This window comes from Klebsiella sp. GW_Kp181 (genome assembly GCF_040062315.1).
Taxonomy (GTDB): Bacteria; Pseudomonadota; Gammaproteobacteria; order Enterobacterales; family Enterobacteriaceae; genus Klebsiella; species Klebsiella oxytoca.
The window spans coordinates 226,999-248,087 of the sequence record NZ_JBEAFR010000001.1 but is presented as its reverse complement, the minus strand read 5'-3'; the positions used below and the strand labels follow the sequence as shown (position 1 = coordinate 248,087).

The window sequence follows — 21,089 nt, the reverse complement described above, 5'->3', positions numbered from 1 at the left end:
CTGCCGTGTTAAACCGTTATCCTTTGTGGAAGTACGTCATGCTGGTCGTCGTTATTGTCGTCGGCTTAGTGTATGCGCTTCCCAACCTGTATGGTGAGGATCCGGCCGTTCAAATCACTGGCGCGCGCGGCGTCGCCGCCAGTGAGCAAACGCTGATCCAGGTCCAGAAAACACTACAAGAAGAAAAAATTACCGCGAAGTCTGTGGCACTGGAAGAGGGCGCAATTCTTGCGCGCTTCGACACCACTGATATCCAGCTGCGCGCGCGCGAAGCGCTGATGGGCGTGCTGGGTGACAAATACGTCGTGGCGCTTAACCTTGCTCCGGCAACCCCGCGCTGGCTGGCGGCCCTGTATGCCGAGCCGATGAAGCTGGGTCTTGACCTGCGCGGCGGCGTGCACTTCCTGATGGAAGTCGACATGGATACCGCGCTGAGCAAGCTGCAGGAACAAAACATCGACAGCTTGCGCAGCGAACTGCGTGATAAAGGCATTCCTTACGCGACCGTGCGTAAAGAAGACAACTACGGCCTGAGCATCGCCTTCCGCGATAGCGCCGCGCGCGACCAGGCTATCTCCTACCTTAGCCCTCGTCATCGCGATCTGGTTATTTCCGCTCAGGGCAGCACTGGCCTGAAAGCCGTGATGACCGACGACCGTCTGAAAGAAGCCCGCGAATACGCCGTACAGCAGAACATCAATATCCTGCGTAACCGTGTAAACCAGCTGGGCGTTGCCGAACCTCTGGTTCAGCGTCAGGGCGCCGACCGTATTGTGGTTGAACTGCCGGGTATCCAGGACACGGCGCGAGCCAAAGAGATTCTTGGCGCGACCGCGACGCTGGAGTTCCGTCTGGTTAACACTAACGTTGATAGCGCCGCAGCGGCTTCCGGTCGCGTTCCGGGCGACTCTGAAGTGAAATATACCCGCGAAGGCCAGCCGGTTGTGCTGTACAAGCGCGTGATCCTCACCGGTGACCACATCACCGACTCGACATCGAGCATGGATGAGTACAACCAGGCGCAGGTTAACATCTCCCTCGATAGCGCTGGCGGCAACATCATGTCTAACTTCACCAAGGACAACATCGGTAAACCGATGGCGACCCTGTTCGTGGAGTACAAAGACAGCGGTAAGAAAGATGCCAACGGTCGTGCGATTCTGGCGAAAGAGGAAGAGGTGATTAACATCGCCAATATCCAGTCTCGTCTGGGTAACAGCTTCCGTATTACCGGCATCAGCAATGCGACCGAAGCGCGTCAGCTCTCTCTGCTGCTGCGTGCAGGTGCGCTGATTGCGCCGATTCAGATTGTTGAAGAACGGACTATCGGCCCAACCCTGGGGATGCAGAACATCAAACAGGGCCTGGAAGCTTGTCTGGCCGGTCTGGTGGTCTCTATTCTGTTTATGATCTTCTTCTACAAGAAGTTCGGCCTGATTGCGACCTCGGCGCTGATTGCCAACCTGGTGCTGATTGTCGGCATTATGTCCCTGATTCCGGGGGCGACGCTGACTATGCCGGGGATTGCGGGGATCGTGTTAACCCTTGCGGTAGCGGTCGATGCGAACGTTCTGATTAACGAACGTATTAAAGAAGAGCTGAGCAACGGGCGTTCCGTGCAGCAGGCGATTGACGAAGGTTATCGCGGCGCGTTTAGCTCCATCTTTGATGCCAACATTACGACGCTTATCAAAGTCATTATCCTGTACGCGGTCGGTACCGGTGCCATTAAAGGGTTTGCGATTACCACCGGTATCGGTATTGCGACCTCAATGTTTACCGCTATCGTCGGCACCCGTGCCATCGTGAACCTGCTGTACGGCGGCAAGCGCGTTAAAAAGCTGTCTATCTGAGGAGTGCGTTGTGGCACAGGAATATACTGTTGAACAATTGAACCACGGCCGTAAAGTCTGGGACTTTATGCGCTGGGACTACTGGGCCTTCGGCATTTCAGGTTTTTTGCTGATTCTGTCCATTATTATCATTGGCGTGCGCGGGTTTAACTGGGGTCTGGATTTCACCGGCGGTACGGTGATTGAGATCACCCTCGAAAAGCCTGTCGATATGGATCAGGTGCGCCAGTCGCTGCAGAAGGCGGGCTTCGAAGAGCCGCAGCTGCAAAACTTTGGCAGCAGCCGCGACATCATGGTGCGTATGCCGCCGGTACATGACGCCAACGGCAGCCAGGAGCTGGGCAGCAAGGTCGTTAACGTGATTAACGAATCGACCAGCCAGAATGCGACGGTCAAGCGTATTGAGTTTGTGGGGCCGAGCGTCGGCGCAGACCTGGCGCAGACCGGTGCGCTGGCGCTGATAGCCGCGCTGGTGTGTATCCTGATCTACGTAGGGTTCCGCTTTGAGTGGCGCCTGGCGGCAGGGGTTGTTATTGCGCTGGCGCACGACGTGGTGATCACCATGGGCGTGCTGTCGCTACTGCATATCGAGATCGACCTGACCATTGTGGCCTCGTTGATGTCGGTTATCGGCTACTCGCTGAACGACAGTATCGTGGTATCTGACCGTATTCGTGAAAACTTCCGCAAGATTCGCCGCGGTACGCCGTACGAAATCTTTAACGTGTCGTTGACGCAGACCCTGCACCGTACTTTGATCACCTCCGGGACGACCTTGATGGTTATCCTGATGCTGTATCTCTTCGGTGGCCCGATTCTGGAAGGCTTCTCGCTGACCATGCTGATCGGTGTCTCCATCGGTACGGCTTCTTCTATCTACGTTGCGTCCGCGCTGGCGCTCAAGCTGGGCATGAAGCGCGAGCACATGCTGCAGCAGAAAGTCGAGAAAGAAGGGGCGGATCAGCCGTCAATTCTGCCGTAAGGCAATCGTGCATTGATAAACGAATCCCGGTCGCAAGGCCGGGATTTTTTTTTATTACAACCGGCCGGATTTTGGTTACTCTCCCGTATCAGCGCTAAATGACATGGAGAAATGCCGATGGCTGTCGTAACTCTTTCCACCGTTCCTCAACCCCCGCTCTGGTACGATGTGCCTTCCGTCACGCTTAACGACGACACGCTGCGCCAGCGCAAAGCGAAGGTGCTGGCGAATATGCGGCAGCAAGGGCTGGATACGCTTATCATCTATGCCGATAAAGAGCACGGCGGCAACTTTGAGTATCTCACCGGTTTTATTCCCCGTTTCGAAGAGGCGCTACTGGTAGTGCATCGGGACGGTGAGGCGGTGCTGGTACTGGGTAACGAGAACCTGAAGCTGGCAAGCTACGCGCGGCTGGAAAATCGTGTGATTCACGCCCCGTGGTTTTCGCTGCCCAATCAACCGATGGAATCCCGCAAAACGCTGGCTCAGCTGTTTCAGGAGGCGGGCGTTGCGGGGGGAAAAAGAATTGGCCTCGCGGGCTGGAAGCTCTTTACCAGCGCGGTTGATGACCGCGCGCGGATGTTCGATCTGCCCGCCTTTATCGTTGACGCTATTCGCGAGGCAGCCGGGCCGCAGGCAAGTATAACCAACGCCACCGGCATTTTTATCGACCCGGCAAGCGGAGCGCGAATCACCAATAATGCCAACGAGCTGGCGCACTATGAGTACGGTGCTAATCTCGCCTCAACCGCGATTCTGACCGCGCTTAACGCCATTGCGCCGGGAAAAACGGAAAAGCAAATCGGCGCGCTGCTGGCGGCGGAAGGGCAAGCGAATAGCGTGGTGATGATTGCCGCCACCGGCGATCGCTTTGCCGGAGCGAATCTCTACCCCAGCGATAAAGCTATCCAGCGTGGAGATAAATTCTCGCTCACCACCAGTTTTAAAGGCGGCCTGAGCAGCCGCGCCGCCTACGTGGTGGCCGATGAGAGTGAACTGGCGCCTGAGGTGGCTGATTATCTGGACGTAGTGGCGAAGCCCTATTTCAACGCGGTGGTGAACTGGCTGGAAAATCTGCGCATCGGCATGCGCGGCGGCGATATGTATGCCCTGATCGAGCGAGTATTGCCGAAGGCGGAATATCACTGGCACCTGAATCCGGGGCATCTGGTCGCGGATGAAGAGTGGCTCTGCTCGCCCATTGGCCCCCATTCAGCCGCCTGTCTGCAAAGCGGAATGATATTGCAGATCGACATTATTCCTTCCCGAGCGGGCTACGGCGGCGCAAGCATTGAAGATACCGTGGCGCTTGCCGACAGCGCGCTGCGTCGGGAGCTGGCGCAAAGTTACCCCGAGCTCTGGCAGCGCATTGTCGCCAGACGATCGTATATCGGCAATCGGCTTGGCATTGCGCTTCCTGAAGAGGTGCTGCCTTTCTCCAGTACCGTCGGCTACCTGCGTCCGTGGCTGCTTAGCCCGGAGCGCGCGCTGGTCTGCGCACCATGCTGACACAATGCTGTCAGTAGGCCTGTCATACACTCCTCCTGAACCCAAACAATGGACAGGAGGAAGTATGAACAACGTCATTAACTGGTTTGAGATCCCGGTTGCCGATATGGATCGTGCCGTGGCGTTTTACGAGCCGGTGATGCAGGTCACGCTGAAACGGGAAAATATGGAGTGTGCCGAAATGGCCGTATTTCCTTATCAGGACCCGGCTCCCGGCGGTGCGCTGGCAAAGTTTGATAGCGTTAAGCCCTCCGATCAGGGATGCATTATCTATCTGCATACCGATAATCTGACGGCCACGCTAGAACGCGTCAACTCTGCGGGCGGAAGCTGCGTTTTTGGCCCCTTTGAGCTGGCGGACGATATCGGCACGATTGCCCTGTTTATCGATAGTGAGGGGAATCGGATTGGTTTGCATCAACCCGCATAAATGAGATAACAAAAATGAGCCGACGCGCCGACCGTCTTTTTCAAATCGTGCAGATCCTGCGGGGGAGGAGATTAACCACCGCCGGATTGTTGGCCGAACGGCTTGGCGTGTCAGAGCGCACTATTTACCGCGACATTCGCGATCTCTCGCTTTCCGGGGTTCCGGTTGAGGGAGAGGCCGGAAGCGGCTATCGGCTGCTGGCGGGCTATGATCTACCGCCGTTAATGCTGACAACCCAGGAATCGGAAGCGCTGATAGCCGCTATTCGGCTACTGCAAACCTGGGGCGGCGCGTCGCTGTCCCGGGCGCTGGAATCGGCGCAGGAAAAGGTGCTGGCGATATTGCCCGCGGAGAGCCGACGTAAGGCCGAGCAGTCGCGGCTGTTCGCACCGGACTTTGGTTCCCAGGGCTATAGCAAAGATCAGTTTGATTTGGTGCATCGGGCGGTCTCCGCTCAGCAGGCGCTCGCGCTGCGCTATCGTGATGAAGCGGGAAATCAGTCGCAGCGAGAAGTGCTGCCGCTGGGGCTTTTTTTCTGGGGCGAGCGCTGGCTGCTGGTGACCTGGTGCGAGCTGCGTGAGGATTATCGCTGTTTCCGTCTCGACCGCTGTCTGGAGATTTCCGCCACCGGGCGTCATTTCAGCGAACGAGCCGATCGTTCATTGAGTGATTTCTTGCGTAAGGTAAGGTGCGAAGAGCGTTAGCTTTAATTATCCCCGGCGCATTTGCCGGGGATAATCGGGCCGATTAGAAGTTGTAACCGACCACGAAATAACCACCCCAGCCGGTAGAGCGGACGTTAAAGTCGCCGTCGCCGAAGTTCAGTTTCGCGTCATCCGCCCACTGGCCGCCGTTGTGGAAGTAACGCGCCACGATGGAGTAGTGCCAGTGATCGTAGTTCAGCGCCAGGATATGGCTGGAAGCGATGGAGTTGCTGGTGCGTGAATGCTTACCGTTCAAATCATAAGAGTTGTCATCGCCCAGATCGGAGCCCCAGTCAAAGTTGGTGAAGCCGATATAGCTCAGTGAACCGCCCCACAGATCGGTCAGCGGCACAAAGTATTTCACTTTGAAACGGTAACCGTCCCATTCGTTCTCGTTAGATGCGCCATAGTTTTGCCACTGATATTTCGCATAGACGTTCAGGGAGAGGCTCATCGGCAGGCCGGTATCGATATCGGTACCCAGACCCATATACCAGGTGCTCTGACGACCGGATTTGTTGCGGCCCATGTCGTAGATATAGTTGTTGGCGAAATACCACTCTTTGAACGGGCCGAAGCTGAGGTCGGTACCGGTCAGTTTATCGATAGAGAAGCGCGGCTCAATTTCCATAAACAGCGGAGAACCGTGGTTCCAGATACCTTTCGCGTCGGTGTTGCCGCCGAAGAATACCGGCGCATCCATATAGCCATAAAAATCAAACCAGTCTTTCTTAGCGAACGCTTCATATTCCAGATAAGTATCGTTACGAATCTGCGGCCCAAAACGAGTGTGGTAGCTGCCCACCACGTTCACACTCTGGTGCCACCAATCAGACAGATATTGCGGTTTGTCGTTTTCTGCCGCGCTGGCAGAGAAAGATGCGGAGAGCGCCAGAGCTGCGCCAGCTGCCAGTAATGTTTTTTTCATAATGATGCCACTGTTTAAATTAAGCCTGAAGGCGTTAAAAGAATCGCCGTAGCGTTTCTAAATATTTCGTATTTCTGTGGCGTCTATTATAGGAATCATTGCTCACAAAAATATGTGTTGTTTCACATAACGAAGACATAGGTAATCGATTGCGTTCACGATTTTATGCATTTCTTGACGAAATGCCACCGAAATTCATAATTCCTGTCAATTTTTAGTGAACCGATCGGGAAATCTGTAAGTGGATTTGCACAGCGGAAAAATGCCGGATGTTGAACGCATCCGGCAGACGGCATTACTGCATACTGGCGGGCTGAATATCGTGGATGCGAACGAAGCCAACCTGCTCTGGCGTCACGCCATTCAGGCGCAGCGGAATGTCGACATCGCTCGGCGCCAGGACGCTTGCCGGAGCGCTAATGAGCTGATTTTGTACATTAACCTCCTGGTAGCTATCGGTTGTGCCGCTGATCTGCCCGGAGGCGACCGTCGCGCTAAAGGCCGGCAGCGGATCGTTTGATTCCCCCTGAATGCGCAGGGTGAGGCGGGTACCGTCGCCATCCGGGGCGATATTGAGCAGCGACATGCGCAGGGTACCAATCTGGCTTTTCAGGCGAGCTGGCGTTTTCGCCTCCGGCAGCAGGTATACGCCGCTGTTTGATTTCGCGTTCAGAACGTTTTGCTGAGTAATTTTTACCGTTTGCTGATTGAGCTGGGTCATCTCTTTGCTCAGAGTGCTCACGCTCTGGTTCATCTGGCGAATTTCGCTTTGCTGCGCGCAGGCGCTAAGGGTGAAAATGCTACCCACAATGGCCAGCTTTAAATAACGTCTTGTCATAGTCGAGATTCCGTTAACAGAGGATGCTTAATGGTAGATCGTTCGGCTAAACGCACTATAGATCCTTTGTCTCAAAAGCTCTTTCTTTGTTGTCGGGTCACTTCGCGGTAAACTACCTGTTAGTTTAACTACTTGTCAGGACGCGCTATGCATTGCCCTTTCTGTTTCGCCGTAGATACCAAGGTTATCGACTCACGTCTGGTGGGCGAAGGCTCTTCCGTGCGTCGTCGCCGCCAGTGTCTGGTCTGCAACGAACGCTTTACGACGTTTGAAGTGGCGGAGCTGGTGATGCCGCGAGTCGTAAAAAGCAACGACGTGCGCGAGCCTTTTAATGAGGACAAACTGCGCAGCGGCATGCTTAAAGCACTGGAAAAGCGTCCGGTCAGCTCAGATGACGTCGAAATGGCGCTTAACCACATTAAAACCCACCTGCGCGGAACTGGCGAACGTGAAGTGCCGAGCAAAATGATCGGCAATCTGGTGATGGAACAGCTGAAAAAGCTCGATAAAGTGGCCTATATCCGCTTCGCTTCCGTCTATCGCAGTTTCGAAGATATCAAAGAGTTTGGCGAAGAGATCGCCCGCTTACAGGACTGATCCATGCAGGACGAAATATACATGGCGCGAGCGCTGAAGCTGGCTGCGCGCGGACGCTTCACGACTCACCCAAATCCGAATGTCGGCTGCGTGATTGTCAAAGATGGCGAGATCGCCGGCGAAGGTTTTCACTATCGCGCCGGTGAACCGCACGCGGAGGTGCATGCGCTGCGCATGGCGGGCGAAAAAGCCCAGGGCGCGACGGCGTACGTGACGCTGGAACCCTGTAGCCATCACGGGCGTACGCCGCCGTGCTGCGAAGCGCTAATTGCCGCAGGGGTAACCCGCGTCGTTGCCGCAATGCAGGACCCCAATCCCCAGGTCGCGGGGCGCGGTCTGTACCGCTTGCAGCAGGATGGCGTTGACGTCAGCCACGGGCTGATGATGAATGAAGCCGAAGCGCTGAATAAAGGTTTTCTCAAGCGCATGCGCACCGGCTTTCCGTGGATCCAGCTAAAAATGGGCGCATCGCTGGACGGCCGCACGGCGATGGCCAGCGGAGAGAGCCAGTGGATCACCTCACCGCAGGCGCGGCGTGATGTCCAGCGCCTGCGCGCGCAAAGCCACGCTATTCTGACCAGCAGCGCGACGGTGCTGGCGGACGATCCGGCGCTGACCGTACGCTGGGACGAGCTCAACGCTGAAACCCAGGCGCTGTACCCGCAGGAAAATCTGCGCCAGCCTTTACGCATCGTTATTGATAGCCACAATCGCGTCACGCCGCAGCACCGTATCGTGCAGCAGGCGGGCGAAACGCTGTTTGCCCGCACCCGTGAAGATGAACGGCAGTGGCCGGAGAGCGTACGTACTCTGCTGGTGCCGGAGCATAACGGTCGGCTGGATCTGGTTTTATTGATGATGCAGCTGGGCAAACAGCAAATTAACTCGATCTGGGTAGAGGCCGGGCCAACGCTTGCCGGCGCGCTGTTGCAAGCCGGGCTGGTGGATGAGCTTATCGTCTATATTGCGCCTAAACTGTTAGGCAGCGATGCACGCGGATTATGCGCGCTGCCGGGGCTTGAGAAACTAGCGCAAGCACCCCATTTCAAATTCAACGAGATACGTCATGTAGGCCCGGATATTTGCCTGCATTTAGTGAACGCTTGATTTCCCCGATCAAAAGGGAAAGCAGTGCGCCGATTATTATGATAGAATCCGCCCCCCTTGCGGGGCCAAATGAACTGAACCCGAAGGAAGAGTATGAACATTATTGAAGCTAACGTTGCTACCCCGGACGCTCGCGTCGCCATCACCATTGCGCGTTTCAACAACTTTATCAACGACAGCCTGCTGGAAGGTGCGATTGACGCCCTGAAGCGTATTGGCCAGGTTAAAGATGAAAACATTACCGTTGTTTGGGTTCCAGGCGCGTACGAACTGCCGCTGGCGGCTGACGCACTGGCGAAAACCGGTAAGTATGACGCGGTGATTGCGCTGGGTACCGTTATCCGTGGCGGCACTGCGCATTTTGAATATGTGGCTGGCGGTGCAAGCAATGGCCTGGCGCACGTCGCTCAGGACAGCGGAATCCCGGTAGCCTTCGGTGTTCTGACCACAGAAAGTATTGAACAAGCCATCGAACGCGCTGGCACCAAAGCCGGTAACAAAGGCGCTGAAGCAGCGCTGACCGCGCTGGAAATGATTAACGTATTGAAAGCCATCAAGGCCTGATTTTTGTAAGGGGAATTCCGTGAAACCTGCTGCTCGTCGCCGCGCCCGTGAGTGTGCTGTCCAGGCGCTCTACTCCTGGCAGTTGTCCAAAAACGACATTGCTGATGTCGAATACCAGTTCCTGGCGGAACAGGATGTAAAAGATGTCGACGTTCTGTATTTCCGCGAGCTGCTGTCCGGAGTGGCGACTAACAGCGCGTATCTCGACGGCCTGATGAAGCCGTACCTTTCTCGTCTGCTCGATGAGCTGGGTCAGGTGGAAAAGGCGGTCCTGCGTATCGCGCTGTTTGAGCTGTCAAAGCGTAGCGATGTACCGTACAAAGTTGCGATTAACGAAGCCATTGAACTGGCGAAAACCTTTGGCGCTGAAGATAGCCACAAGTTTGTCAACGGCGTGCTGGACAAAGCTGCTCCGGTAATTCGTCCCAACAAAAAGTAAACTCCAGGGCCGGATTTGCAGAGTCTCACTTCTGCAAACCGGCCTTATTCTTTTCTTTTTCTGAGGCATAACGTATGGCATGCGGCGAATTTTCCCTGATTGCCCGTTATTTTGATCGCGTAAAAAGCGCACGTCTTGATGTTGAAACCGGCATTGGCGACGACTGCGCGCTCCTGAATATCCCCGAGAAAAAAACGCTGGCAATCAGCACCGACACCCTGGTGGCGGGAAACCATTTTTTACCCGACATCGACCCTGCCGACCTCGCCTATAAAGCGCTGGCGGTAAATTTAAGCGATCTGGCGGCGATGGGCGCCGAACCGGCGTGGTTAACGCTGGCTCTGACCCTGCCGGAAGCGGACGAAGCCTGGCTTGAAGCCTTTAGCGACAGCTTGTTCGTACAGCTTAACTATTACGATATGCAGCTCATTGGCGGCGATACTACTCGCGGACCGCTGGCGATGACGCTGGGTATTCACGGCTATGTGCCAACGGGACGCGCGCTGAAGCGTTCCGGGGCAAAGCATGGCGACTGGATTTACGTCACCGGCACGCCGGGAGACAGCGCTGCTGGCCTGGCGATTTTGCAGGATCGGCTGCAGGTGGAAGATGCCACCGACGCGGATTACCTCCTGGCGCGTCATCTGCGCCCGCTGCCGCGGGTTCTGCAGGGTCAGGCGCTGCGCGATCTGGCGAATTCGGCCATCGATCTTTCCGACGGCCTGATTTCCGACCTGGGGCATATTCTCAACGCCAGCGGCTGCGGCGCGCGCATCGACCTTGATGCAATGCCGTTCTCGGATGCGATGCTGCGCCAGGTGGATAAGGAGCAGGCGCTGCGCTGGGCGCTCGCCGGCGGTGAAGATTATGAACTGTGCTTTACCGTACCTGAACTCAACCGCGGGGCGCTGGACGTGGCGCTTGCCAATCTCGGCGCGCGTTTTACCTGTATTGGACAGATCGTTCCTGAATCGGAAGGCCTGCAATTCACCCGTGAGGGCAAGCCGGTAACGCTGGACGTTAAGGGGTATGACCATTTTGGCGCGTAGTAGAGATGTGGCGAAAAGCCGGCTGAAGATGAGCAACCCCTGGCATCTGCTGGCAACGGGATTTGGCAGCGGTCTTAGCCCCGTGGTCCCCGGCACGATGGGGTCGCTGGCGTCGATTCCCTTCTGGTACTTGCTGACCTTTATTCCCTGGCAGCTCTATTCGCTGGTGGTGATGATGAGTATCTGCATCGGCGTCTATATTTGTCACCGTACGGCGAAAGATATGGGTACCCACGATCACGGCAGTATCGTCTGGGACGAGTTTGTCGGGATGTGGATTACGCTGATGGCTTTGCCGACGATGGACTGGCAGTGGGTTGCCGCCGGGTTCGTGATTTTTCGCATCTTTGATATGTGGAAGCCGTGGCCTATCCGCTGGTTCGACCGCAATATCCACGGCGGGATGGGGATCATGGTGGATGATATCGTCGCCGGGGTGATTTCCGCCGGGGTGCTGTACGTCATTGGCCACCACTGGCCAATTGGGCTTTTCTAAAGGCCGTGCGGCCCGCCTGGCGTGTACCGTCAGGAGTTCGCGTAAGCCGGCGTTTCCCGTAGGCGGTGCTGCGCATCTGTCCGGGCTACTGTCTCGCAGACGGTGGAGAACTCGTAGCCCGGGCAAGGCCCTTTGCGCCGCCCCCGGGAGCAAAGCGCAGAGTGGCATAATTTCCCGGAGGCGGTGCTGCGCACCTGTCCGGGCTACTGTCCCACAGACGGTGAAGCACTCGTAGCCCGGGCAAGGCGCTTTGCGCCGTCCCCGGGAGCAAAGCGCAGAGTGGCGTAATTTCCCGGAGGCGGTGCTGCGCACCTGTCCGGGCTACTGTCCCGCAGACGGTGGAAAACTCGTAGCCCGGTAAGGCGCTTTGCGCCGCCCCCGGGAGCAAAGCGCAGAGTGGCATAATTTCCCGGAGGCGGTGGTCAACCCGTTGTCCGCAGATATTGGTGAATCTGTAGCCCGGCTAAGCGCAGCGCGAGCCGGGAATCTGGTAGGGACGGCGGGTTACTTGAACCCCACGATCGGGTGCGGTTTATACGGTGCTTCCAGCTTCTCAATCTGCTCTGGCGTCAGCGTTAAATCGACCGCATGCAGCAGTTCATCCAGCTGTTCCTGCCTTGACGCGCCGATAATCGGCGCGGCCACGCCGGGCTTGCTCAATAGCCAGGCCAGCGCGACCTGAGCGCGCTCGGCATCAAGCTCTTCCGCGACCTCAGCAAGGTTTGCGGCAATCTGCTCGTCATTCTCATCCATGGCATTATAGAGCGACTTACCGAATTCATCCGATACCAGGCGGGCGGTGGTTTCTCCCCAGGGACGCGTCAGACGACCGCGCGCAAGCGGGCTCCAGGGCATTACCGCGACCCCTGCGCGGCTGCACAGCGGTAGCATCTCATTCTCTTCTTCACGGTAAATCAAATTGTAATGATCCTGCATGGTGACGAAGCGAGCCCAGTTATTTTGCTCCTGCAATGCCAGCGCCTGCGCGAACTGGCGCGCATGCATCGACGATGCGCCGATATAGCGGGCTTTACCCGCCTTGACGACGTCGTTGAGCGCCTCGAGGGTTTCTTCAATGGGCGTGGTGTAATCCCAGCGATGGATCTGCAACAGGTCGACATACTCCATGCCGAGACGGCGCAGGCTGTCGTCAATAGATCGCAGGATCTGCGCCCGCGACAGTCCCTGCGGCAGATCGCCCACCTGATGATAAACCTTGGTCGCGACGATTACGGAATCGCGTCGGGCATATTCGCGTAGCGCGCGGCCGAGGATCTCTTCGCTGCTGCCGTCAGAGTAATTATTGGAGGTGTCGAAAAAGTTAATCCCGCCTTCGAGGGCGTATTTAATGAGTGGGCGGCTGCTCTCTTCCGGTAAGGTCCATGCATGGTTGCCGCGGTCCGGTTCGCCGAAGGTCATACAGCCAAGGCAGAGCCGGGAAACGCGGAGATCGGTATCGCCAAGAGGGATATAGTGCATAGTGCGCTCCTGCTACGGATAAAAGTATCCCTTAAGCATAGCAGGAGCGGTGACGGCAATTATGCTAGCCAGGCGTGGATTTTGGCTTCAATTCCTGCGGCGTCGAGGCCGAGATCGGCATACGCTTCTTCCTGGGTTCCCTGCGGGATGAAGAAATCAGGCAGGCCGAGATTCAGCACCGGCACCGCGCGACGGCGAGACATCAGCAGCTCATTCACGCCGCTGCCCGCGCCGCCCATAATGGCATTCTCTTCCAGCGTAACCAGCACCTCGTGTTCTGCGGCCAGCTGTAGCACCAGCGCTTCATCCAGCGGTTTGGCAAAGCGCATATCCACCAGAGTGGCGTTAAGCTTCTCCGCGACTTTGGCGGCCTGCGGCAGCAGCGTGCCGAAGTTAAGGATGGCGATCTTCTCGCCTTCGCGTTTCACCACGCCTTTACCGATAGGCAGCGATGCCAGCGGTTCAAAGGCAGCACCGGTACCGGAGCCACGCGGATAGCGCACTGCGCTCGGGCCGTCGTTGTAGTGATAGCCGGTATAGAGCATCTGGCGACATTCATTCTCGTCGCTTGGCGTCATGATAACCATATCCGGGATGCAGCGCAGGAAGGAGATATCAAATGCGCCCTGATGGGTCTGACCGTCAGCGCCAACGATTCCTGCGCGGTCGATAGCGAACAACACCGGCAGCTTCTGGATAGCGACATCGTGGATCACCTGGTCGTAGGCGCGCTGCAGGAAGGTTGAATAAATCGCCACCACCGGCTTATAGCCGCCAATCGCCAGGCCAGCGGCAAAGGTGACCGCATGCTGTTCGGCGATAGCCACGTCGAAATACTGGCCGGGATACTTTTTCGAAAACTCGACCATTCCTGAACCCTCGCGCATCGCGGGGGTAACGGCCATCAGCTTGTCATCCTTTGCGGCGGTTTCGCACAGCCAGTCGCCGAAGATTTTCGAGTAAGTTGGCAGGCCGCCGCTGCTTTTAGGTAGCACGCCGCTGGTGTGATCGAACTTCGGCACCGCGTGGAAGGTAATCGGGTCTTTTTCGGCGGGCTCATAGCCGCGGCCTTTTTTGGTCATGATATGCAGGAACTGCGGACCTTTCAGGTCGCGCATGTTCTTCAACGTGTTAACCAGACCGATAACATCGTGGCCGTCCACCGGCCCAATGTAGTTAAAGCCCAGCTCTTCAAACAGCGTCCCCGGAACCACCATCCCTTTGATATGTTCCTCGGTGCGTTTGAGCAGCTCTTTAATCGGCGGTACGCCAGAGAAGACCTTTTTGCCGCCTTCGCGCAGCGTGGAGTAGAGTTTTCCGGAAAGCAGCTGCGCCAGATGATTGTTTAGCGCGCCGACGTTCTCAGAGATCGACATTTCGTTATCGTTGAGCACTACCAGCAGGTCGGGTTTGATATCACCAGCGTGGTTCATCGCTTCAAACGCCATCCCGGCGGTGATCGCCCCGTCGCCGATCACGCAGACCGCGCGACGCTGCTTATCTTCTTTGGCTGCGGCGATGGCTATGCCGATGCCGGCGGAGATAGAAGTGGACGAGTGGCCGACGCTAAGAACGTCATACTCGCTCTCCCCGCGCCAGGGAAAGGGGTGCAGTCCGCCTTTCTGACGGATAGTCCCGATTTGATCGCGGCGTCCGGTCAGAATTTTATGCGGGTAAGCCTGGTGGCCGACGTCCCAGATAAGGCGATCGAAAGGCGTGTTATAGACGTAGTGCAGCGCCACGGTTAGCTCTACCGTGCCGAGGCCGGAGGCAAAGTGCCCGCTGGAGCGGCTGACGCTGTCCAGCAGGTAGCGCCGCAGTTCGTCGCACAGTTTCGGCAGGCTATCTTTCGGCAACAAACGCAACTCCTGGGTGGAGTCCACCAGCGCCAGGGTCGGGTATTTGGCAATATCAAAACTCATCAGAGACTCATTTATTGTTTATTTATCACGCTGAATTATGTAATTCGCGAGCGCTTCCAGTGCCGTGGTATCCAGAGATTGCGCGGCCAGCTCGTTTAACGACCGGCGGGCGTCGGTAATCAGGTCATGGGCCTTTTTCCGGGCTTGCTCAAGTCCCAGAAGGGCGGGGTAGGTACTTTTGCCCAACTGCTGGTCGGCTCCCTGACGTTTGCCAAGGGTGGCAGTATCCCCTACCACGTCGAGAATGTCATCCTGGACCTGGAAGGCGAGACCGATATTTTCTGCGTATCGATCGAGAGCGGGCAACGCTCTGCGTCCGGCTTCACCTGCGCTCAGTGCGCCCATTCGTACCGCTGCGCGAATCAATGCACCGGTCTTATGGCGATGAATACGCTCCAGCGACGGCAGGTCAACCTGATGACCTTCCGCTTCCAGATCCAGCGCCTGACCGCCGCACATCCCGGCGATGCCGCTGGCCTGCGCCAGTTCAGAAATCATCGCCAGACGATCGCGATCCGGTACTTCTGGCATCGGCGCATCACTCAGTATAGAAAACGCCAGCGTTTGTAGAGCGTCTCCAGCAAGAATTGCGTTCGCCTCGCCGAATTTTATATGGCAGGTTGGCTGACCACGGCGCAAATCATCATCGTCCATTGCCGGAAGATCGTCGTGCATTAGCGAATAGGCATGGATGCATTCGACGGCGGCGGCGGGAGCGTCCAGCGTAGCGCGGCTAACGCCAAACATGTCGCCGGTCGCGTAAACCAGAAACGGGCGCAGGCGCTTGCCGCCCAATAGTGCGCCGTACTGCATGGCTTCGACCAGCGGAGTGTTCTGAAAGGGCTGCGGAGCGATAAAACGACGCAGCGCTTCGTTAGCCTGCTCAACGCACGACTGTAGCTGTTGCGGAAAATCCATTTATTCAGCGTCCGGCGTAAAAGGCGTCAGCGGCGCATCTTCGCTATCCGCCAGCAAAATTTGCACGCGCTGCTCGGCCTGCTGCAGCTTTGCCTGCCCCTGGCGCGCAAGCTGTATGCCGCGCTCGAATTCGCCGAGCGCTTCTTCTAGCGGCAGCGAGCCGCTTTCCAGACGATTAACAATCTGCTCCAGCTCGCCCAGGGCGGTCTCGAAGCTGGCCGGGGCCTCATTTTTCTTTGGCATAGTGAATATAGACTCTTGTTATGTCTCGATGGCTATCAATATGGTAACGAAGTCGCGCGGTTAATCAAATAACGCGCAATGCCAGGTGAAAAGCGTCCAATAGTGGTATACTCCGCGCCCTGGATGCAGACGCCGATCGCGCCTGTACAACTTTTTATGCTTAAAGCCCCGTCGGGCTTGCCAACGAATATTGTCGCCATGAAGTTTATCATTAAATTGTTCCCGGAAATCACCATCAAAAGCCAATCTGTGCGATTGCGCTTCATTAAAATTTTAACCGGGAACATTCGTAACGTTCTCAAAAACTATGATGAGACGCTTGCCGTCGTTCGTCATTGGGATCATATCGAGGTTCGGGCAAAGGATGAAAACCAGCGCCTGGCTATTCGCGATGCCCTGACCCGTATCCCCGGTATTCACCATATTCTTGAAGTCGAGGACGTTCCTTATACTTCCCTGCACGATATTTTCGAGCAGACGCTGCCGCTGTGGCGTGAAGCGCTGGAAGGTAAAACCTTCTGCGTGCGCGTTAAGCGCCGCGGTAAGCATGAGTTTACCTCAATCGAAGTCGAGCGCTACGTTGGCGGCGGTTTGAACCAACATATTGAAACGGCGCGCGTGAAGTTAACCGACCCCGATGTGACGGTGAACCTCGAGATTGAAAACGATCGCCTGCTGCTGGTTAAAGGGCGCTATGAAGGTATTGGCGGTTTCCCGATAGGCACCCAGGAAGACGTGTTGTCGCTTATTTCCGGTGGTTTCGACTCCGGCGTCTCCAGCTATATGCTGATGCGTCGCGGCTGTCGCGTGCATTACTGCTTCTTTAATCTCGGCGGCGCTGCGCATGAAATCGGCGTACGTCAGGTGGCGCACTACCTGTGGAACCGTTTCGGCAGTTCCCACCGGGTACGTTTCGTGGCGATTAACTTCGAACCCGTGGTTGGCGAGATTCTGGAAAAAGTCGATGATGGCCAGATGGGCGTGGTGCTCAAGCGTATGATGGTTCGCGCGGCGTCAAAAGTCGCCGAGCGCTACGGCGTGCAGGCGCTGGTTACCGGCGAAGCGCTGGGACAGGTCTCCAGCCAGACGCTGACCAACCTGCGTCTGATCGACAACGTCTCGGATACCCTGATTCTGCGTCCGCTGATTTCACACGATAAAGAGCACATTATTAATCTGGCGCGTGAAATCGGTACCGAAGATTTTGCCCGTACCATGCCGGAATACTGCGGGGTTATCTCGAAGAGCCCGACCATTAAAGCGGTAAAGGCGAAGATCGAGGCGGAAGAAGAGCACTTCGATTTCGACATCCTGGAAAGAGTGGTAGCGGAAGCGACGAATATCGATATCCGCGATATTGCTCAGCAGACAGAACAGGACGTGGTGGAAGTGGAAACCGTCAGCGGCTTTGGCCCGAACGACGTAATCCTCGACATTCGTTCTGTCGACGAACAGGATGACAGGCCGTTAAAGGTGGAAGGCGTGGATGTGGTCTCTCTGCCGTTCTATAAGCTCAGCACCAAATTTGGCGATCTCGACCAGAATAAAACCTGGCTGCTGTGGTGTGAACGCGGCGTGATGAGCCGCCTGCAGGCGCTGTATCTGCGCGAGCAGGGCTTCCAGAACGTGAAGGTGTATCGCCCATAACAAATTTATAACAAGGATGTTATATGATTCCTGAACAACCCGCACGCCAGGATGGCGTGCCGTTGACGTTTTATATTCCGGGACAGTGTTTGTCGTTTTCCCAATACCAGTGGGGAGCGAGGCTGGCCCGGCTCGCATTGCCAGAACGTCGCCGCCGTTTAGCTCCTGTACCCGCATTTCTTATTAGCACACTTATTATGTGGCTGATTTTTGCCTTTTTTGCGTCATTGAGCGATGGTCATTATCAGTTCAGATTAAGCGCCTGGTCCATTAGCGATGGGGCGGGCGAGTATCTTTTCAGGTTACGCAATTCAAAGGTGATAGCCGTTTTTCTGGGATGCTACATTGTCGGCGTGTTGACCATCCGGCTTCTTTATCGCCGATTTCAGAGATGTTGGTCCCGTCGCTTTTATGACGCCAATGAAGCTATTCGCAGCGGATATTGCCTTCAGCTGTGGGAGGAGGGCGTAAGCTGGATGGATCACTCTAATCAAAATTACCGGGCTTTTCTGGCGTGGAGACACGTTAAGGGGATCGTAACTCACGGAAAAATGGATTATTTAGATTTAGGGACCTTAGGATTTTTGTGGATCCCCGTTGATTTAGATGCGTATCCGCGAGCGCAGGTATTCAGGTTTATTGAACGTCATATGTGAAGGTAACGGCGGAAATTTCCGCCGTTGGCTCACGCTTCGTAGTAGTTATAAATTCCCGCCGCCATGACCAGCTGTGATGCGACTTCATGGGCTTTTTCACGCCCAACCAGCAGATCAATTATCTTTAAAGCGAAATCAATGGACGTCCCGGGCGCCTGGCTGGTAAGTAGCTTAACGCGAGCATCCCAGACGACGCGCCTGTCCTGCCACTGCCCGGCAGGAATGCGATCTTTCAACCCGGGAAATCCGGTCATATTGCCGATGGGGAACAGATTATGCGGCACCAGTACGGTGGCCGCCGCGGCGCAGATCGCTGCGACGATACGCCCGGAAAGGTGAAACTGACGCACGGTCTCAACCAGCAGAGGGCTGTCGCGGAAGCACTCGGCGCCCTTAATGCCGCCAGGAAGAATGATGATATCGAAGTCGCCATCGGCCACTTCCACCAGTGGCGCATCGGCCAGCAGCTTGACGCCGCGCGAGCAGACAATCGTCAGATCGCCATCGCTGGCGACGCTGGCGGTTGTGACCTTTATGCCGCCGCGAACGAGTAAATCTATGGTGGTGACCGCTTCGGTCTCTTCGCTACCAGGGGCGAGGCAAATCAGTGCCGACGCGCTCATATTCATTCTCCTTACGCTTAACCAGTTCAAACAGACGGGTATTTTCAGGTACGGCTATACCGTGGGCTCGAGCACGCTTTAGCAGAAAACCGGTAATATAGTCGATTTCCGTATGGCGCTGGGCGAGAATATCCTGCAGCATTGAAGAAGTATTTTCTGCCGTACTTTCAATAACCTGATGAACATAGAATAACAGGTTTTCCGGCGAGGTATGCATCCCCTCGCGCTCCATAACCGCCGCAACTTCATAGCAGATGTCAGCGACCTCCTGAGGATATTCGCGTAAGGCGCCGTTCTGGCAGTTCTTCAACGCCGTCAACGGGTTGATCACGCAGTTAACCGCCAGCTTACTCCAGATTGCGGGGTAGATATTATTATGCCAGGCAACGTCAGGTAGCACGCCCTGGAGCACATCGGCAAGATAACTGTAGTCCTGCGGATAATTTTTCGCTGGACCAATGTGGCTGGTGCCATTGGCAACATGGACAATGACGTTGCCGTCGCGGCGAGCAGCCTGGGTTGTCGAAGCCATCAGCAGCGGCTGTCTGATGCTTTTAAGCTCATCCACGGTTCCCATACCATTATGCATGAGCAAAACAGGCGATGATGAGGGCAAAATTGCGCTCAGATTTTTCACCGCGTTGGAGACCTGCCAGGCTTTCAGCGTGACCAGCAACAGGTCGCTACTGGCGAGAAAATCAGGATCGTTAGCGATAAATGATTCATTAAACACGCTACCGTCGGTATCAATGACATTGACGCTACAGAATGGCTGGGGGACGCGTAACCAGCCCTGGACTTCATGCCCGTGTTTGTACAGCGCAGTTAGCCATAACTGTCCCAGTGCACCGCATCCGAGTACGGTTACTTTCATTATTCCTCCTCACCTGTGAGTGCTGCATCAGGTGCTCATGGCTAAAGTATAGCGTTATCAGTTATCCTTTCGGGATAACAAGTTGAGTTATGTCGCGTTGCAGGTATTATGCAACGCAAAAGAAACTGAAGGAGAGGAAAAGATGCCATCTTTCGATATTGTCTCTGAAGTCGATCTTCAGGAAGTTCGAAACGCCGTAGAGAACGCGACCCGTGAAGTTGAATCGCGTTTTGATTTTCGTAACGTCGAAGCGAGCTTTGAACTGAACGAAAAGAACGAGTCCATCAAGGTCCTCAGTGAGTCTGATTTCCAGATTAATCAACTGCTGGATATTCTGCGCGCCAAGCTGCTTAAACGCGGAATTGAAGGCAGTTCTATTGAAGTTCCGGATGAGTTCGTGCACAGCGGTAAGACCTGGTTTGTCGATGCAAAGCTGAAGCAGGGAATTGAGAGCGCGACGCAGAAGAAAATCGTTAAGCTTATCAAGGACAGTAAGCTGAAGGTGCAGGCGCAGATCCAGGGTGAAGAAATTCGCGTTACTGGAAAATCTCGTGACGATCTGCAGGCGGTTATGGCTCTGGTACGCGGCGGTGATTTAGGTCAGCCGTTCCAGTTCAAAAATTTCCGCGATTAGCCAGTATGCTCAGATAGTACACGCTTATCCGGCCCATTAGAACGGTCGGATAAGCCGTCGCCCATTTTCACTCACGTTCTGAATCATGACATTTTAAATGTGAAATTAATGAGTTCAACTACACAATAATATTCCCTTTAGTTAATCAATCTCCTTTCAGCCTTGCAACAGCGGCTTGTTCTCAGACATCAAGCCCGCATATCGATTATGACTGGTAAGCGGTACAGCACGCCAGTTGCATAATACTGGCGATAGCCGGCAAGGTTATGTCCTTGAGCTTGCATTCAAATATATTTCATGTTTTGCCATACTAACTCCTTAATAGACTATTCATTGACGTATTAGCGCTTTTACTCATCAAAGAGTCGGTTGAATTATTCGACTTTCACTATGTTGCCGCCATATAAAATTTGTCTGGTAGGGGAATATGGAGATGTTTTTATTCATCGTGCGTATTGTTTACCTGCCTGGTATTTTTATAATTTAATGTTCAATGACACATTGCATAAGGTATCAGAAATAGATGAAAATAAAATTAAAGCGATTTCAGATAGGTAACACTAACATCCGGATGTTTACCAGAACCCTCACTTTATT

General features: G+C 55.3%; 22 protein-coding genes. 14 read left to right on the top strand and 8 right to left on the bottom strand.

Features of this window, described 5'->3' with window-relative positions; genetic code table 11:
- Nucleotides 1–5: 5 nt before the first annotated feature.
- From secD to ABLV11_RS01220, 5 genes are all read left to right on the top strand, one after another.
- Complete coding sequence (gene secD / locus ABLV11_RS01240) at nucleotides 6–1,853, top strand: protein translocase subunit SecD (protein ID WP_071530320.1); 1,848 nt, start codon at nucleotides 6–8, stop codon at nucleotides 1,851–1,853.
- 10 nt (nucleotides 1,854–1,863) lie between these two features.
- Entirely contained in the window at nucleotides 1,864–2,835 is a 972-nt protein-coding gene (secF, locus tag ABLV11_RS01235; RefSeq protein WP_004099428.1) for a protein translocase subunit SecF, read from the top strand.
- A 117-nt stretch (nucleotides 2,836–2,952) separates the two neighbouring features.
- Nucleotides 2,953–4,344 carry a M24 family metallopeptidase gene (locus tag ABLV11_RS01230; protein WP_126488591.1) on the top strand — a complete coding sequence of 464 codons (1,392 nt, stop codon included), beginning with the start codon at nucleotides 2,953–2,955 and terminating at the stop codon, nucleotides 4,342–4,344.
- A gap of 64 nt (nucleotides 4,345–4,408) precedes the next feature.
- Nucleotides 4,409–4,774 carry a VOC family protein gene (locus tag ABLV11_RS01225; RefSeq protein ID WP_004099432.1) on the top strand — a complete coding sequence of 122 codons (366 nt, stop codon included), beginning with the start codon at nucleotides 4,409–4,411 and terminating at the stop codon, nucleotides 4,772–4,774.
- A 14-nt stretch (nucleotides 4,775–4,788) separates the two neighbouring features.
- Complete coding sequence (locus ABLV11_RS01220; RefSeq protein WP_004099434.1) at nucleotides 4,789–5,478, top strand: YafY family protein; 690 nt, start codon at nucleotides 4,789–4,791, stop codon at nucleotides 5,476–5,478.
- A 43-nt stretch (nucleotides 5,479–5,521) separates the two neighbouring features.
- On the opposite strand, the gene ABLV11_RS01215 is transcribed toward ABLV11_RS01220, so the two are convergent.
- Both ABLV11_RS01215 and ABLV11_RS01210 read right to left on the bottom strand, forming a co-directional pair.
- A complete protein-coding gene (locus ABLV11_RS01215; RefSeq protein WP_049127581.1) occupies nucleotides 5,522–6,406 on the bottom strand; it encodes a nucleoside-specific channel-forming protein Tsx in 885 nt (294 codons plus the stop codon).
- A 295-nt stretch (nucleotides 6,407–6,701) separates the two neighbouring features.
- Nucleotides 6,702–7,244: a DUF3251 domain-containing protein gene (locus ABLV11_RS01210; RefSeq protein ID WP_004099446.1), complete on the bottom strand. Its 543-nt coding sequence runs from the start codon at nucleotides 7,242–7,244 to the stop codon at nucleotides 6,702–6,704.
- Between the two features lie 147 nt (nucleotides 7,245–7,391).
- On the opposite strand from ABLV11_RS01210, the gene nrdR reads away from it, so the two are divergent.
- From nrdR to pgpA, 6 genes are all read left to right on the top strand, one after another.
- A complete protein-coding gene (nrdR, locus tag ABLV11_RS01205) occupies nucleotides 7,392–7,841 on the top strand; it encodes a transcriptional regulator NrdR (protein WP_004099449.1) in 450 nt (149 codons plus the stop codon).
- Nucleotides 7,842–7,844: 3 nt separating this feature from the next.
- Nucleotides 7,845–8,948, top strand: a complete 1,104-nt coding sequence (ribD, locus tag ABLV11_RS01200) for a bifunctional diaminohydroxyphosphoribosylaminopyrimidine deaminase/5-amino-6-(5-phosphoribosylamino)uracil reductase RibD (protein ID WP_017146519.1) — start codon at nucleotides 7,845–7,847, stop codon at nucleotides 8,946–8,948.
- 93 nt (nucleotides 8,949–9,041) lie between these two features.
- A complete protein-coding gene (ribE, locus tag ABLV11_RS01195) occupies nucleotides 9,042–9,512 on the top strand; it encodes a 6,7-dimethyl-8-ribityllumazine synthase (protein ID WP_003021575.1) in 471 nt (156 codons plus the stop codon).
- Between the two features lie 19 nt (nucleotides 9,513–9,531).
- On the top strand, nucleotides 9,532–9,951 hold the full coding sequence (nusB, locus tag ABLV11_RS01190; protein ID WP_004099457.1) for a transcription antitermination factor NusB: 420 nt from the start codon (nucleotides 9,532–9,534) through the stop codon (nucleotides 9,949–9,951).
- A gap of 74 nt (nucleotides 9,952–10,025) precedes the next feature.
- The gene (gene thiL / locus ABLV11_RS01185) at nucleotides 10,026–11,000 is read left to right on the top strand and encodes a thiamine-phosphate kinase (RefSeq protein ID WP_004099460.1); all 975 of its coding nucleotides are present in this window, start codon (nucleotides 10,026–10,028) and stop codon (nucleotides 10,998–11,000) included.
- Entirely contained in the window at nucleotides 10,981–11,496 is a 516-nt protein-coding gene (gene pgpA, locus ABLV11_RS01180; RefSeq protein WP_004099462.1) for a phosphatidylglycerophosphatase A, read from the top strand. Before thiL ends, pgpA begins: the two co-directional genes overlap by 20 nt.
- A gap of 504 nt (nucleotides 11,497–12,000) precedes the next feature.
- Here the strand turns inward: pgpA and ABLV11_RS01175 are convergent.
- From ABLV11_RS01175 to xseB, 4 genes are read right to left on the bottom strand one after another with little or no spacing between them, the layout of a single operon-like run.
- Nucleotides 12,001–12,975, bottom strand: a complete 975-nt coding sequence (locus ABLV11_RS01175) for an aldo/keto reductase (protein WP_004110982.1) — start codon at nucleotides 12,973–12,975, stop codon at nucleotides 12,001–12,003.
- A 59-nt stretch (nucleotides 12,976–13,034) separates the two neighbouring features.
- Complete coding sequence (dxs, locus tag ABLV11_RS01170) at nucleotides 13,035–14,897, bottom strand: 1-deoxy-D-xylulose-5-phosphate synthase (protein WP_004099465.1); 1,863 nt, start codon at nucleotides 14,895–14,897, stop codon at nucleotides 13,035–13,037.
- An 18-nt stretch (nucleotides 14,898–14,915) separates the two neighbouring features.
- Nucleotides 14,916–15,815: a (2E,6E)-farnesyl diphosphate synthase gene (gene ispA / locus ABLV11_RS01165; protein WP_004099466.1), complete on the bottom strand. Its 900-nt coding sequence runs from the start codon at nucleotides 15,813–15,815 to the stop codon at nucleotides 14,916–14,918.
- Nucleotides 15,816–16,058, bottom strand: coding sequence for an exodeoxyribonuclease VII small subunit (gene xseB, locus ABLV11_RS01160; RefSeq protein WP_004099468.1), 243 nt, complete (start codon nucleotides 16,056–16,058; stop codon nucleotides 15,816–15,818).
- 198 nt (nucleotides 16,059–16,256) lie between these two features.
- On the opposite strand from xseB, the gene thiI reads away from it, so the two are divergent.
- Together thiI and ABLV11_RS01150 are read left to right on the top strand one after the other, a co-directional pair.
- Nucleotides 16,257–17,705 carry a tRNA uracil 4-sulfurtransferase ThiI gene (gene thiI, locus ABLV11_RS01155; RefSeq protein WP_024273832.1) on the top strand — a complete coding sequence of 483 codons (1,449 nt, stop codon included), beginning with the start codon at nucleotides 16,257–16,259 and terminating at the stop codon, nucleotides 17,703–17,705.
- 23 nt (nucleotides 17,706–17,728) lie between these two features.
- The gene (locus tag ABLV11_RS01150; protein ID WP_126488594.1) at nucleotides 17,729–18,361 is read left to right on the top strand and encodes a hypothetical protein; all 633 of its coding nucleotides are present in this window, start codon (nucleotides 17,729–17,731) and stop codon (nucleotides 18,359–18,361) included.
- Nucleotides 18,362–18,390: 29 nt separating this feature from the next.
- On the opposite strand, the gene yajL is transcribed toward ABLV11_RS01150, so the two are convergent.
- Nucleotides 18,391–18,984: a protein deglycase YajL gene (yajL, locus tag ABLV11_RS01145; protein ID WP_004099475.1), complete on the bottom strand. Its 594-nt coding sequence runs from the start codon at nucleotides 18,982–18,984 to the stop codon at nucleotides 18,391–18,393.
- Nucleotides 18,947–19,858, bottom strand: a complete 912-nt coding sequence (gene panE, locus ABLV11_RS01140; RefSeq protein ID WP_004099477.1) for a 2-dehydropantoate 2-reductase — start codon at nucleotides 19,856–19,858, stop codon at nucleotides 18,947–18,949. Before panE ends, yajL begins: the two co-directional genes overlap by 38 nt.
- Nucleotides 19,859–20,000: 142 nt before the next feature.
- Here panE and ABLV11_RS01135 point away from each other — a divergent pair, with 142 nt between their 5' ends.
- The gene (locus ABLV11_RS01135) at nucleotides 20,001–20,492 is read left to right on the top strand and encodes a YajQ family cyclic di-GMP-binding protein (protein WP_004099480.1); all 492 of its coding nucleotides are present in this window, start codon (nucleotides 20,001–20,003) and stop codon (nucleotides 20,490–20,492) included.
- The last annotated feature ends 597 nt before the right edge of the window (nucleotides 20,493–21,089 follow it).